Annotated in this window: 15 protein-coding genes; 8 read left to right on the forward strand and 7 right to left on the reverse strand. The window is 73.0% G+C overall.

Annotated features, from left to right (window positions below; genetic code table 11):
* Positions 1 to 6: 6 nt before the first annotated feature.
* Positions 7 to 735 (forward strand): lysophospholipid acyltransferase family protein, encoded by a 729-nt coding sequence (locus ABS735_RS21550; RefSeq protein ID WP_373900988.1) that lies wholly within the window; start codon positions 7 to 9, stop codon positions 733 to 735.
* Between the two features lie 10 nt (positions 736 to 745).
* Here the strand turns inward: ABS735_RS21550 and ABS735_RS21555 are convergent, their stop codons facing one another.
* The 4 genes from ABS735_RS21555 to ABS735_RS21570 all read right to left on the reverse strand — a co-directional run bounded on the left by ABS735_RS21555 (position 746) and on the right by ABS735_RS21570 (position 4,686).
* The gene (locus ABS735_RS21555; RefSeq protein WP_373900986.1) at positions 746 to 1,318 is read right to left on the reverse strand and encodes a transglutaminase domain-containing protein; all 573 of its coding nucleotides are present in this window, start codon (positions 1,316 to 1,318) and stop codon (positions 746 to 748) included.
* 88 nt (positions 1,319 to 1,406) lie between these two features.
* Positions 1,407 to 2,477, reverse strand: coding sequence for a threonine aldolase family protein (locus tag ABS735_RS21560; RefSeq protein WP_373900985.1), 1,071 nt, complete (start codon positions 2,475 to 2,477; stop codon positions 1,407 to 1,409).
* On the reverse strand, positions 2,474 to 3,220 hold the full coding sequence (locus ABS735_RS21565) for an SDR family NAD(P)-dependent oxidoreductase (protein WP_373900984.1): 747 nt from the start codon (positions 3,218 to 3,220) through the stop codon (positions 2,474 to 2,476). The genes ABS735_RS21560 and ABS735_RS21565 overlap by 4 nt, the downstream gene beginning before the upstream one ends.
* Positions 3,221 to 3,288: 68 nt before the next feature.
* Positions 3,289 to 4,686 (reverse strand): DUF6421 family protein, encoded by a 1,398-nt coding sequence (locus ABS735_RS21570; RefSeq protein WP_373900983.1) that lies wholly within the window; start codon positions 4,684 to 4,686, stop codon positions 3,289 to 3,291.
* A gap of 227 nt (positions 4,687 to 4,913) precedes the next feature.
* Between ABS735_RS21570 and ABS735_RS21575 the strand changes: the two genes are divergently transcribed.
* Positions 4,914 to 5,597, forward strand: a complete 684-nt coding sequence (locus tag ABS735_RS21575; protein WP_373900982.1) for a glycerophosphodiester phosphodiesterase — start codon at positions 4,914 to 4,916, stop codon at positions 5,595 to 5,597.
* A 33-nt stretch (positions 5,598 to 5,630) separates the two neighbouring features.
* On the opposite strand, the gene ABS735_RS21580 is transcribed toward ABS735_RS21575, so the two are convergent.
* Positions 5,631 to 6,170: a GNAT family N-acetyltransferase gene (locus tag ABS735_RS21580; protein WP_373900981.1), complete on the reverse strand. Its 540-nt coding sequence runs from the start codon at positions 6,168 to 6,170 to the stop codon at positions 5,631 to 5,633.
* An 86-nt stretch (positions 6,171 to 6,256) separates the two neighbouring features.
* Between ABS735_RS21580 and ABS735_RS21585 the strand changes: the two genes are divergently transcribed.
* Both ABS735_RS21585 and ABS735_RS21590 read left to right on the forward strand, forming a co-directional pair.
* A complete protein-coding gene (locus ABS735_RS21585) occupies positions 6,257 to 6,649 on the forward strand; it encodes a VOC family protein (protein ID WP_373900980.1) in 393 nt (130 codons plus the stop codon).
* Between the two features lie 121 nt (positions 6,650 to 6,770).
* Positions 6,771 to 7,535 (forward strand): VOC family protein, encoded by a 765-nt coding sequence (locus tag ABS735_RS21590; protein ID WP_373900979.1) that lies wholly within the window; start codon positions 6,771 to 6,773, stop codon positions 7,533 to 7,535.
* A gap of 44 nt (positions 7,536 to 7,579) precedes the next feature.
* Here ABS735_RS21590 and ABS735_RS21595 read toward each other — a convergent pair whose 3' ends face one another.
* Positions 7,580 to 8,143 carry a MarR family winged helix-turn-helix transcriptional regulator gene (locus tag ABS735_RS21595; protein ID WP_373900977.1) on the reverse strand — a complete coding sequence of 188 codons (564 nt, stop codon included), beginning with the start codon at positions 8,141 to 8,143 and terminating at the stop codon, positions 7,580 to 7,582.
* Entirely contained in the window at positions 8,140 to 9,828 is a 1,689-nt protein-coding gene (locus ABS735_RS21600; RefSeq protein WP_373900976.1) for an FUSC family protein, read from the reverse strand. Before ABS735_RS21600 ends, ABS735_RS21595 begins: the two co-directional genes overlap by 4 nt.
* 197 nt (positions 9,829 to 10,025) lie before the next feature.
* Between ABS735_RS21600 and ABS735_RS21605 the strand changes: the two genes are divergently transcribed.
* The 4 genes from ABS735_RS21605 to ABS735_RS21620 all read left to right on the forward strand — a co-directional run bounded on the left by ABS735_RS21605 (position 10,026) and on the right by ABS735_RS21620 (position 13,287).
* Complete coding sequence (locus ABS735_RS21605) at positions 10,026 to 10,628, forward strand: DUF5134 domain-containing protein (protein ID WP_373900975.1); 603 nt, start codon at positions 10,026 to 10,028, stop codon at positions 10,626 to 10,628.
* A 173-nt stretch (positions 10,629 to 10,801) separates the two neighbouring features.
* The gene (locus ABS735_RS21610; protein ID WP_373900974.1) at positions 10,802 to 11,737 is read left to right on the forward strand and encodes a M56 family metallopeptidase; all 936 of its coding nucleotides are present in this window, start codon (positions 10,802 to 10,804) and stop codon (positions 11,735 to 11,737) included.
* Positions 11,738 to 11,791: 54 nt separating this feature from the next.
* Positions 11,792 to 12,463, forward strand: coding sequence for a phosphatase PAP2 family protein (locus ABS735_RS21615; protein WP_373900973.1), 672 nt, complete (start codon positions 11,792 to 11,794; stop codon positions 12,461 to 12,463).
* An 83-nt stretch (positions 12,464 to 12,546) separates the two neighbouring features.
* Positions 12,547 to 13,287, forward strand: coding sequence for an HAD family hydrolase (locus ABS735_RS21620; RefSeq protein ID WP_373900972.1), 741 nt, complete (start codon positions 12,547 to 12,549; stop codon positions 13,285 to 13,287).
* Positions 13,288 to 13,360: the final 73 nt, after the last annotated feature.

A 13,360-nucleotide genomic window follows, 5' to 3' on the forward strand; every position in this document is an offset into this window, starting at 1 on the left:
CCGCCCATGGCAGAACTCGTCTACCGTCCGGTCATCGGTCTCGCCCGCACCATGTTCAAGGTGTGGGACCTCAAGATCGACTGCCGTGGGGCGGAGAACATCCCGCGCACGGGCGGCGCCGTACTGGTGAGCAACCACATCAGCTACCTGGACTTCATCTTCGACGGCCTGGCCGCGCTGCCGCAGAAGCGGCTGGTGCGCTTCATGGCGAAGGAGTCGGTCTTCCGGCACCGGATCTCCGGTCCGCTGATGCGCGGGATGAAGCACATCCCGGTGGACCGCAAGCAGGGCGAGGCCGCCTACGCGCACGCCCTCGACTCGCTGAAGTCCGGTGAGATCGTCGGGGTCTTCCCGGAGGCGACGATCTCCGAGTCGTTCACCTTGAAGAGCTTCAAGTCGGGAGCCGCGCGGCTCGCGCAGGAGGCGGGCGTCCCGCTGGTCCCCATGGCGCTGTGGGGCACCCAGCGCCTGTGGACCAAGGGTCACCCGCGCAACTTCAAGCGCAGCCACACCCCCATCACCATCCGGGTCGGCGAGGCGATGGAGGCCTCGCGCGAGCAGTACGCGGGTGCCATCACCCGGCGGCTGCGCGAGCGGGTGCAGGAGCTGCTGGAGGCGGCGCAGCGCGCCTACCCGGTGCGCCCCAAGGGGGCCGACGACACCTGGTGGATGCCGGCCCATCTCGGCGGCACGGCCCCGACGCCCGAGCAGCTGCGCACGGCCCAGGCACACTGAGCCGGGCGTCTCACAGGGCGGCCGGGAGGGTCTCCCACAGGTGCGGTCGGTCGGTGGCCGCCCTGAGGACGTCCAGCACCGCCGGATGCGGCGCCGCGTACAGCTCCGGGTAGTCCGCCTCGCCCGCCGCGTGGTCCGGCGTGAAGGCCAGTCGTTCCCCGCCCAGGGAGAACTGGGCGTTCACGCCGGGCTTGTTCCCGCGCGGATCCTGCCGGTGCCAGGCGCCGTCCAGGCGTACGGCGACCAATCCGTGCACCACGTCGAACCGCTGGTAGCACAGTGCCGTCGGGATGTCCTCGGCCCTCAGCAGCGCGGCCAGTGCGTGGGCCTTGGCGTAGCAGATGCCGGTGCGCTGCTCCAGGACGTCGGAGGCGCGCCAGGTGACACGCGGGTCCCCGGAGTCCTGCGAGTGCGGGATGGTGTCACGCACGAACTCGAAGGCCAGCCGCGCATAGGCATACGAGTCCTCCGCCTCCTTGGCGAGCCGGCCGGCCACCTCCCGTACGCGCGGGTGGTCGTGGTCGATGGCCTCGTCGGCGGCTAGATAAGCGGACAGGTCAGAGGTTGTCTGGATCAGCTCCATGCCCGCAGAGCATAGGAAAGCGATCACCCGTCAGTCAATGACTTTTCAGGTGACCGCATACCTATGCACCTCTCGGGAGAGTCTCGCGTCAGCGCGCCATCTCCTCCTTGAGGGCGGCCACGAACGCGTCGACGTCGTCCTCGGTGGTGTCGAAGGCGCACATCCAGCGCACGTCCCCGGCGGCCTCGTCCCAGAAGTAGAAGCGGAAGCGCTTCTGCAGGCGCTCGCTCACCTCGTGCGGCAGCCTGGCGAAGACCGCGTTGGCCTGCACCGGGTAGAGGATCTCGACCCCGTGCACGGCGCGCACGCCCTCGGCCAGGCGCCGGGCCATCTCGTTGGAGTGCCGGGCGTTGCGCAGCCACAGGTCCTTGGCCAGCAGCGCCTCCAGCTGCACGGACACGAAGCGCATCTTGGAGGCGAGCTGCATGGACAGCTTGCGCAGGTGCTTCATGTGCCGCACCGCGTCCTGGTTCAGCACCACGACCGCCTCGCCGAACAGGGCGCCGTTCTTGGTGCCGCCGAGGGAGAGGAGGTCGACGCCGACCGCGTTGGTGAACGTGCGCATGGGCACGTTCAGGGAGGCGGCGGCGTTGGCTATCCGGGAGCCGTCCAGGTGCACCTTCATGCCGTGCGCGTGGGCGTGCTCGCAGATGGCGCGGATCTCGTCGGGCGTGTAGAGGGTGCCCAGCTCGGTGCTCTGGGTGATCGAGACGACCTGCGGCATCGCGCGGTGCTCGTCGTCCCAGCCGTACGCCTGCCGGTCGATCAGCTCGGGGGTGAGCTTGCCGTCGGGGGTGGGGACGGTGAGCAGCTTGAGGCCGCCCATGCGCTCGGGGGCGCCGCCCTCGTCGACGTTGATGTGCGCGCTCTCGGCGCAGATCACCGCGCCCCAGCGGTCGGTGACCGCCTGGAGCGCGACGACGTTGGCGCCGGTGCCGTTGAAGACCGGGAACGCCTCGGCGCCGGAGCCGAAGTGGCTGCGGATCACGCGCTGGAGGTTCTCGGTGTAGTCGTCCTCGCCGTACGCGACCTGGTGCCCGCCGTTGGCCAGCGTCAGGGCGGCCAGCACCTCCGGGTGGGCCCCGGCGTAGTTGTCGCTGGCGAAACCGCGGACCTCGGGGTCGTGATGGCGACGCGCGTCGGTCTGCGGGGGGTTCACGGCTTCTCGGTCAGCCACAGACGGTTTCCGTTCACTTCCGCGGCGGGCTTGTCCCAGACACCGGCGACGGCCTCGGCGAGGTCACGCACGTCCGTGAAGCCCGCGAACTTCGCGTTGGGGCGCTCGGCGCGCATCGCGTCGTGCACCAACGCCTTGACCACCAGGATCGCAGCCGCCGACGTCGGCCCCTGCTCGCCCCCCGCCTTGCGGAAGTAGTCCGCCATGGCCAGCGTCCACGCCTCGGCGGCGGCCTTGGCGGCGGAGTAGGCGGCGTTGCCCGCGGTGGGGCTGGACGCACCGGCGGCGCTGATCAGGACGTAGCGGCCGCGGTCGCTGCGCTGGAGCGCCTCGTGGAAGGCGAGGGAGGTGTGCTGCACGGTGCGGATGAGCAGCTTCTCGAGGAGGTCCCAGTCGCCGAGTTCGGTCTTGGTGAAGCTCTTGCTGCCGCGCCAGCCACCGACGAGGTGGACCACGCCGTCGACGTGGCCGAACTCCTGCTCGGTGCGGTCGGCCCAGGCCCGGGTGGAGTCCAGGTCCAGCAGGTCGACGGTCTCGCCGGTGACGGTGGCGCCGCCGTGCGCGTAGCGCGCCGCGTCCACCGCCTCGGCCAGCCGCTCCGGGTCGTTGTCCGCGCCGACGACGGTCGCGCCCGCCTCGGCGAGCCGCAACAGCGCGGCCCGTCCGGCGGGCCCGCCCGCCCCGGCCACCGCGATCACCGCGCCGTCGAGCGCCCCGTTCCCCATGGTCCTCGCCTCCCGAGTCTGCTGAGCCCGTGTCTGCCGTACGTGTTCGTGCGTGCCGCCGCCGTCGCTCACGCGGCGGCCCGCTCGGCGCCGTCCGCGGTGATCCCCCGGGTGGAGGCGATCACCTTCTTGAGCTTCTTGGACAGGGCCTCGTAGAACATGCTCAGCGGAAACTCGTCGGGAAGCACGTCATCGACGAGTTTGCGCGGCGGCAGGGTCAGGTCCAGGGCGTCGGGACCCTTGGCCCACTTCGAGCCCGGGTGCGGGGCGAGGTAGGTGGAGACCAGCTCGTAGCCGGCGAACCAGTGGACGATCTTCGGACGGTCGATGCCGTCGCGGTAGAGCTTCTCGATCTCGGCGCACAGCTGGTTGGTGACCTGCGGGGCGCGCTGCCAGTCGATGAAGAGCTTGTTGTCGGTCCAGCGGACGACGTCGTGCTTGTGCAGGTAGGCGAAGAGGAGCTGGCCGCCGAGGCCGTCGTAGTTGCGTACGCGCTCGCCGGTCACCGGGAAGCGGAACATGCGGTCGAAGAGCACCGCGTACTGCACGTCGCGGGCCTGCGGGACGCCGTCGTCCGCCAGCTTCACGGCCTCCTTGAAGGCGGTGAGGTCGCAGCGCAGCTCCTCCAGGCCGTACATCCAGAACGGCTGGCGCTGCTTGATCATGAACGGGTCGAAGGGCAGGTCGCCGTGGCTGTGGGTGCGGTCGTGGACCATGTCCCACAGCACGAACGCCTCTTCACAGCGCTTCTGGTCGTGGACCATCGCGGCGACGTCCTCGGGCAGTTCCAGGCCCAGCAGGTCCACGGCGGCCTCGGTGACGCGGCGGAAGCGGGCGGCCTCGCGGTCGCAGAAGATGCCGCCCCAGGAGAAGCGCTCGGGGGCCTCGCGCACGGCGATGGTCTCCGGGAAGAGGACGGCCGAGTTGGTGTCGTAGCCGGCCGTGAAGTCCTCGAAGGTGATGCCGCAGAACAGCGGGTTGTCGTAGCGGGTGCGCTCCAGTTCGGCCAGCCAGTCGGGCCAGACCATGCGCAGCACGACCGCTTCGAGGTTGCGGTCCGGGTTGCCGTTCTGCGTGTACATCGGGAAGACGACCAGGTGCTGGAGGCCGTCCGCGCGGTTGGCGGCGGGCTGGAAGGCCAGCAGCGAGTCGAGGAAGTCGGGCACCTGGAAGCCGCCGTCGGCCCAGCGACCGAGGTCGGTCACCAGGGCATCGTGGTAGGCGCGGTCGTGCGGCAGCAGCGGGGACAGCTCGCGCACGGCCTCGGTGACACGGCGTACGGCGTCCTCGGCGGTGGCCCGCTCGGGGGCGCCCTCGGCGTCGAAGTCGATCGACCCGTCCTTGGACTGCCATGGCCGGATCCGCTCCACGGCATCCTTGAGCACGGGCCACGCCGGGTGCTCCACCACCCTGCTCGCCGGAGGAACGTTCTCCTCCACACCCACCTGCACAAGAATTTCCGTCATGTCCCATCCTCCACGGGAGAAGCTAGCGTCGAGACACCGTAGACATACGACGTTTCTCCTATCAAGGGGAGGCTCCGTAAATTATCCTGCCTCACCCCGGTCTTCGCCGCATTTTTTCCTGTCGAGCGCCGGGTTCGTATACCCGGCGCGGCACGGGGGAAACGGTCCGGCAGGGCCGTTAGGCTGCCGCCCTGCCCACGCCGACGTCGACGGAAGCGAGTCGAGCCTTGAACTTCCTCACCATCGGTCACCGCGGAGCGATGGGTGTCGAACCCGAGAACACCCTGCGTTCCTTCGTCGCCGCCGAGCAGGCCGGCCTCGACGTCGTCGAACTGGACCTGCATCTGAGCAAGGACGGCGCGCTCGTCGTCATGCACGACGCCGACGTGGACCGCACCACCGACGGCACCGGTGCGATCGCCGACAAGACCCTCGAGGAGCTGCGCGCCCTGGACGCCGGCCGCGGGGAGCGGGTCCCGGTCTTCGAGGAGGCGCTGGACGCCGTCTCGGTGCCGTTGCAGGCCGAGATCAAGGACGCGGCGGCCGCACGCGTCCTCGCGGAGGTGATGCTCCGCCGGGACCTGGTGGACCGGGTGGAGGTGATCTCGTTCCACGACGAGGCCATCGTCGAGGTCGCCCGGCTGGTGCCGGGGGTGCGGACCGCCCTGGTCGCGCAGTACTACGGCCCCGAGGTCGTGGACCGCGCTCTGGAGGCGGGGGCCGGGACCCTGTGCCTCGACATCAACAGGATCACGCTGGAGATCGTGAAGAAGGCCCGCAAGGCGGGTCTGCGGGTCTTCTCCTGGACCGTGAACACCCAGGACCACCTGCGGCTGGTGCGCGCCCTCGGCCTGGACGGCGCGACGACCGACTACCCGGAGATCAAGCGCACCGGCCGCTTCACCGCCTGAGCGGCCTGAACGGCCTGAGCGGCCGGACGCGCGTCACGCCAGCGGCTTGACCAGCAGCTCGAACTCGAGGTCGTCGCGCTGCGGGATGCCGAAGCGCTCGTCGCCGTACGGGAAGGGGGTCGTCTTTCCCGTACGGCGGTAACCGCGGCGTTCGTACCAGGCGATGAGGTCCTCGCGCACGGAGATCACGGTCATGTGCATCTCCGTGACGCCCCACGTCTCGCGGACCTGCCGCTCGGCCTCCGCGATGATCGTCTTGCCCAGTCCCTCGCCCTGGAGCGCCGGGCTGACGGCGAACATGCCGAAGTAGGCGTGCGCCCCGCGGTGCTCGAGCTGGCAGCAGGCCACGATCCGGCCGTCCCGCTCCACCGTCAGCAGGCGGCTGTCCGGCGTCTTGACGACCTCCAGCACGCCCTGCGGGTCGGTGCGCTGTCCCTGGAGGATGTCCGCCTCGGTGGTCCACCCGGCCCGGCTGGTCTCGCCCCGGTACGCGGACTCTATGAGCGCGACGAGCGCGTCCACGTCGGCGTCGGTGGCGTCGCGGTAGGTCAGTCGGCTGGCGGCGGTGTCCATGGTGGGCGTCTCCGGTTCGTTCTCGGGCGCGGCGCGGGCACCGATGAGCGTAACGCCGTCGGAGGGCGCCACTAGGGTCGGGACGCATGGTGCATGTACTCAGCAGCCGGACCCTGCTTCGCCCCGCCGACCCCGACCGTTCCCGCGCCTTCTACGGCGAGCAGCTCGGCCTCGCCGTCCACCGGGAGTTCGGCACGGGCCCGGAGCGGGGCACCGTCTACTTCCTCGGTGGCGGCTTCCTGGAGGTCTCCGGGCGCTCCGAAGCCCCCGTCACCCCGGGGCTCGCCCTGTGGCTCCAGGTCGAGGACGCGGCGGCGGCCCACGAGGAGCTGCGCGCCAAGGGGGTCGAGATCGTGCGACCGCCGGTCAAGGAGCCCTGGGGCCTGGTGGAGATGTGGATCGCGGACCCCGACGGCACCCGGATCGTGCTGGTGGAGGTGCCTGCGGAGCACCCGCTGCGCTACCGGCCCGGCATCTGAGCCGCCGGCGAGGTACCGCGACAGGGGTGCGTACCTGCCGGATGGCCGCGGCCGGGGCCCGGCCTTAGCGTGCTGGAGGGGGACGGACGGTCTGCGGCCCCGGCGGAAGGACGCCACCACGATGAAGCTCCACGAACCGGTGACCGGCGGGCCCTGCTGGGCGGAGCTGGGGACCACCGACCTGGAAGCGGCCAAGAGGTTCTACACCAAGCTCTTCGGCTGGTACCCCGAGACGGACCCGCGGCAGCAGGCGGGCGGCTACACGATCGCCCGGATCGACGACGCCGCGGTCGCCGCCCTCACGCCGCTGTACCAGCGGGAGCAGCCGGTCGCGTGGAACGTGTCCTTCGCCGTCCGCGACGCGGACGCGGCCGTACGGCAGGTGACGGCGGCCGGCGGTGCGGCCCTCCAGGGGCCCACGGACGTCTTCGACTCGGGCCGCTTCGTGGTGGCCGCCGATCCCACCGGGGCGGTCTTCCAGCTGTGGCAGGGCCGCTCGTTCCCCGGGGCCGGGCTGTTCAACGCACCCGGGTCGCTGGGCTGGGTGGAGCTGCTGACCCGGGAGCCCGACCGGGCCGCCGACTTCTACGAGACGGTGTTCGGCTGGAGCGTCACCGCCTCGCAGCACTATCCGCAGTGGGGCATCGACGGGGCGGACTTCGGCGGCATGGTGACGATGGACGACAAGTTCCCGCACGAGGTGCCGGCGCACTGGCTGCCGTACTTCGCGGTGGCGGACGTGAACACGGTCGCGGTCGACACGACGGACGGCGGCGGCTCCGTGCTCATGGAGCCGACCTCGGTGCCCGACGGGCCGCGCATCGCGGTGCTGCGGGACCCGCAGGGCGCGATGTTCGGCGTGTACCGGGCGGGCGACGAGCGCTGATCCGCCCGGCGCGCGGGAGGCCGCCGCCGTCCGGCGGAGGGCGCTCAGGCCCGCAGCGCGTCCAGGCGGCCCTCCAGCTGTCCCAGCAGCCCGCCGAGGAGTGCCGCCAGCTCGCCCTGCCGGGGTCCGTCGACGCCGGACAGGACGGCGGACTCGTAGGCGAGCTGCTCCGGCAGGATGCCGTCGACGAGGTCGCGTCCGGTGTCCGTGAGGCGGAGGTGGGCCACCCGGCGGTCCCGGGCGTCGCCGCGCCGCTCGACGAGGCCGCGCTCGGTGAGCTGTTTGAGGCGCTTGGTGACGGCGGCGCCGGAGGAGAAGGTCTCCCGGGCCAGCTCGCCGGGTGTCAGCTCGTGCCCGGTGCGGCGCAGCGCGCCGAGCAGATCGAACTCGGCGCGGCTGAGGCCCGCCCGGCGCAGCGGTGCGTCCTCGGCCTGCTGGAGGAGGGCGGCGCAGCGGTTGATGCGGCCGATGATCTCCATCGGCCCGGTGTCGAGGTCCGGGCGGACGGCACGCCACTGACGCACCACGGCGGCCACGGTGTCCCCGCCCGTTCCCGTCCTGCCGTCACCGGCTCCCCCGTCGTGGGCTCCCCCGTCGGTTGCGGTCATGGCCGTACGTCCTCCGTTCTCGTGCCCGTGTCCCGGTCCGGACGCGCTGCCTGGCGTCGCACCGCCTCGGCGAGCGTACGGTGTCCGGACTGCTCGGCGAGCACGACCCTCTCCTGGGGCAGTGCGCGTCCCCACCATTCGCCGGCCGCGCCTTCGGCGGTGGCCCGCAGGTCGGTCAGCGCGGCGGCCAGTCCCCGGCGGGCGGTCTCCAGGGCGCCGGGGGCGGGGGCGGGCTCCGCGAGGAGGCGCGCGGTGCGCTCCCGGGCGCGGTCGGCCGCGGTCACCGCCTGTTCGACGCGGTTCCCGGCGCGCCGGTTGGTGACGACGACGGCGGCGAGGAAGCCGACCAGGGCCCCGACGAGGGTGTCCACGGCCCGCTCGGTCATCAGGTCGCCGGGGGCCTGGTAGCCGGCGAACTCGGTGACGAGCAGGGCCATCGGGGTCACGCAGACGCTGCCGAGCCAGTAGTTGCGGGTGATGAGGGCCTCGGCGCCGAAGTTGAGGGCGAGGCAGCACAGGACGAGCAGCGCCTGCCCGAGGTGGGCGAGCGGGGCTATGGCGGCGAAGAGCAGCACGCCCGCGAGGTTGCCGACGACGCGCTGTACGGCCCGGCTCCAGGTCAGGGTGATGTTGGCCTGGTAGAGCGCGGCGGCGGTGACCAGGGCCCAGTAGGGGCGGCCGATGCCGAGGGCGAGGGAGGCGTAGCCGGCCAGCGCGCAGCCGAGGGCGGTGCGGACGGCGATCGGGGCCAGCGGGCCGAGCCGCTGCCACAGGGGCGCGGGGCGGGCGGCGAGTTCGGCGTCCACGCCGAGCAGTTCGTCGGTGTCGGCCGGGGTGTCGCCGGTGCGGGGGATCCGGCCGCCGCCGCGCAGGGCGTGGGCCCAGTCGCGCAGCCGCTCGGGGTCGGTGTCGGCGGGTGCGGCCAGGGCGACCTCGGCGCGGACGACGAGGCGTTCCAGGGCGTGCCGGGTGGTGGCGCGGGCGCCCGTCGCGGGCAGGGACAGCAGCGTCTGCCAGGCGGCCTGTACGGCGGCGTACCCGGCGGCGCGAAGGGCGGCGTGGCCGTCGCCGGTGCCGCGGGTGGCGGCGTACGCGGCGGCGGCGTTCAGGGCCTGGGCGGTGGCCCGGCGTTCCGGCCCGTGCGGGCGGACCAGGGCGGGTGCCATCCCGACGAGCCAGGCCCAGACGCCGGCGGCGGCGGCCAGCGCCAGGTGGCCGGGTACCTGGCCGAGGGTCTGCGGGACGAAGAGTGCGGCGGAGCTGATGAAGGTCAGGACCACGTTGCCCGGCGGGCCGACGCGGGTGGCGTCGCACAGGGCCTTCTGCACGGCGGCCAGCAGGGCGCCGACGGTGACGAGGACGACGGCGTCGCGGGTGAGCGAGGCGGTGACCAGGGCGACGGCGACGCCGCCGAGCATGCCGAGCACCACCCACGCCAGGGTGCGGGCGCGGGCGGCGTAGGGGCGGTTGTGGGCGTAGAGCGCGCACAGGGACCCGGCCATCGTGTACATCGCCAGGTCGAGCCGGCCGAACGCCAGCAGGAGCAGGTTGGGAGGGGCGACGGCGGCGACCGAACTCAGGGCGGGCTTGAACCAGATCTCCGAGGGACGGCGCAGGCGCAGCACGCCTGCCAGGGACAGACGTCGGACCGGTGAGGTGCCGGGGGTGGGGGTCGCACTGCTCATGGTTTGAGGTTAACAAGTGTTTTACTTGTAAATCAAATGCCGGATGCGGTTCCGCCCACGTCACCGACCAGCGACGACCGACCGCGGCGAGGGCGCGCTCCCCCGTATGCCCCCGCGTACACCCTTGCGCTCGCGTGCGCGCCGCGTGGCCCGGGCAGTTCTTGACGGACCGTGGACCGCGGAACGGGGAGGTGCGTGTGCACGGACCGGCGTCGTCCGGGTGGCTGCTGGTCGCGCTGTGCGCGGCGACCGGCGTCTACTGCCTGCTGCGGATGCGCAGCAGTGTCGAGGAACAGCGCAGCGCCGCGGGCGGTGAGGCCCTCATGGGGTTCGGCATGGCGGCCATGGCCGTGCCCGCGGCGGTGTTCACCCCGCCGGTCTGGGTCTGGCCCGGCTACGCGGTGGTGTTCGGCGCCGCGGGGCTGCGGGCGTTGTGGGCGGCCCGGTCCGGGCGTCACCATCTGCACCACCTCGTGGGCGCCGCGGCGATGGTCTACATGGCGGTGGTGATGGCCGGCTCCCCCGCCCACGCGCATGCCCACGGTACGGCCGGCACGCCGGTGCTGACCGGGGCGCTGCTGCTCTACTTCACGGGGTACGTCCTGCTGACCGGCGTGCGTCTGATACCCGTCGTGGCAGTGGCCGGGGGCGGCCCGGGGGCGCCACCCGTGCCCGCGCCCGGGGCTGGTCCGGTCGCCGGCGGCGGTGCTGCGGCCGGGTGGGGCGACCGGCCGGAGCTGGCGCGGGCCTGCCGGCTCTCCATGGCGATCGGGATGCTGGCCATGCTGCTGCCCCTGTGAAACCGGCGGTCGGAGCCCGGCCTGCCCGGGACCCCCGCCCAGGGGCCCGGCCTGCCGGGGCCCGGCCTGCCGGGGCCTGGCCTGCCCGGGGTCCGCCGTGCGCAATCGTTGCCTGCGTCACTTTGCGCGTCGGGCCGTACTGCCGGCGGCGCGGCGCTCATAGGCTGCCCCCCATGATTCTCCCCGCGGCACTGCTGCTGCTCGGCGCGCTGACCGCTGTGCTCGCCCCGAGGCTGCTCGCCCGGGCCGACTGGCCGGATCGCGAACCGGTGGTCGCCCTGTGGGTCTGGCAGTGCGCGGTGGCGGCGGTGATCGTGTGCTGCGCGCTGTCGATGACGTTCAGCGCGGCGGCGGCCTGGCACGCGGTGGGCGGACCGGTCTTCGCGACCGCTCCCGGCCCGGTGGTCGAGGCCTACGCGCTGGGCACGTCCGGCCTCTGGGCGGACACGACCGCCGTCACGCTGGCCTGCGGTGGACTGTGGAGCGTCGCGATGCTGGCCCGCGAAGTCGCGCGGGCCAGCTCGGGGCGCCGGCTGCGCCGGGCGGAACTGCGGCACCGCGCTCCGCTGCTGCCCGGCGAGGAGCCCGGCCCGAGCCGGCTCGTCGTCCTGGAGGGCGAGCGGCCGGACGCCTGGTGGCTGCCCGGCGCTCCCCCACAGCTGGTGGTCACCACCGCGGCGCTGCGCCGCCTCGAGGGCCGGCAGCTGGACGCGGTGCTCGCCCACGAGAAAGGGCACGCGCAGGCGCGGCACGACTGGCTGCTGCACTGCTCCACCGCGCTGGCGGACGGTTTCCCGCGGGTTCCGGTCTTCGCGGCGTTCCGCGACGAGATGCACCGCCTGGTCGAACTCGCCGCCGACGACGTGGCCTCCCGCCGCTTCGGCCGGCTGACGACCGCCCTGGCCCTGGTCGAACTCAACGAGGGCCGCGGCGTCTTCGGCCCGTGTCCGACCGCGCAGGCCCACGTCCCGCAGCGGGTCCACCGCCTGCTCACCCCGCCGAACCGGCTGACGGCGGCCCGGAGGCTGCGGCTGACGGCCGCCGCCGCACTGGTACCGGCGGTTCCGGTACTGGTGGCCTTCGCACCGGGGCTGCGGGCGCTCGGCTAGCTGTTCTGTCCGGGGAACTGGCCCCGGAACCACCGGTTCGGCGAGGATCGCAGCATGCAGACGCCGCCGGTCGACTCCCCGCCCGCCCCGCCGCAGCCGCGCATCGCCCTCCGCGCCACCTGGGTGCTGACCGTGTGCTCCGCGCTCCTGCTCACCCTGGTGGCTGTCGAGTGGCGCCCGTTGGTGCGGCTGGACGACGACGTCGCCGGCACGACCCACCGCTGGGCCGTCGACGAAGGCGGCGTCACGCACACCATGCGGATCCTCACCGACTGGGTGTGGGACACCTGGACGATGCGTCTGCTGTGCGCGGTGGTGGTGCTGTGGCTCTGGTGGCGCCGGGCGGACCGGTGGACGGCCGTGTGGCTGGGGGCCACCTGTCTGTTGGGCAGCCTTCTGCAACAGGCCCTCAAGGCGGCGGTGGACCGCCCCCGCCCTGTCTGGTCCGACCCGGTGGACTCCGCGCACTACGCGGCCTTCCCCTCCGGGCACGCCATGACCGCGACGTTCGTGTGCGGTCTGCTGGTGTGGCTGCTGCACCACTACGGCGCCGGCCGCGACCCGCGCCGCGCCGGCCTCGCCATCGCGGTGGTCTCCGTGGCCGGGGTCGGCGTGACCCGGGTGTGGCTCGGCGTCCACTGGATCACGGACGTCCTCGGCGGCTGGATCCTGGGCGCCCTGGTCGTGGCGCTCGCGGTGCTGGTGCACCGGCGCGGGCATCCCTGAGCGGAGCGGCGATCCGACGGACCGGGTCCCCGCCCGAACCCCTGCGTCGCCCCGGTACCGCCACCGCCCCTAGGATCCGGCCCATGACCGCCGTTCTGTTCGACTTCTCCGGCACGCTGTTCCGTGTCGAATCCACCGAGGCCTGGCTGCGCGCGACGCTCGACGGTGCCGGACTGCGGCTTCCCGCGCCGGAGTTGGCGGAGACGGCCGAGGCGCTCCAGCGGGCGGGGGCACTGCCCGGCGGCGCACCGCCGCTGCGGGTGCCGGAGGAGCTCGCCGAGGCGTGGGAGGTACGCGACGACAGCTCCGAGCTGCACCGGGCCGCGTACACCGGACTGTCCCGGCAGGTGCCGTTGCCGGACCCCGGCCTGTACGACGCGCTGTACGAGCGGCACATGTCACCGGGCGCGTGGAGTCCCTACCCCGACGCCGCCGAGGTGCTGGGCGCGTTGCGCGGGCGCGGGATCGCCGTGGGGGTCGTCAGCAACATCGGCTGGGACCTGCGGCCGGTCTTCCGCGCGCACGGCCTCGACCGGTACGTGGGCACCTACGTCCTGTCGTACGAGCACGGCATCCGCAAACCCGACCCCCGGCTGTTCGGCGTCGCCTGCGCGGCGTTGGGCGTGGAGCCGGGACGGACGCTGATGGTCGGCGACGACCGGCGGGCGGACGGCGGCGCGACGGCGCTGGGCTGCGGGGTGCACTTCGTGGAGCACCTGCCGGTGGCCGAACGCCCGGACGGGCTGCGGCCGGTGCTGGACCTGGTGCGCCGACCGGCGCCGACGTGGGCTGCTCGGCACCTCCACAGCCGGACGGGCCCGTAGCCCGAGGCAACCAGTGAGTGTTGCCGTCCGCCTCGGACGATCCCCCGTGTCGCCCGAGGCAGACGGTAGCCGG

The organism is Streptomyces sp. MMCC 100 (assembly GCF_041538145.2).
GTDB lineage: Bacteria > Actinomycetota > Actinomycetes > Streptomycetales > Streptomycetaceae > Streptomyces.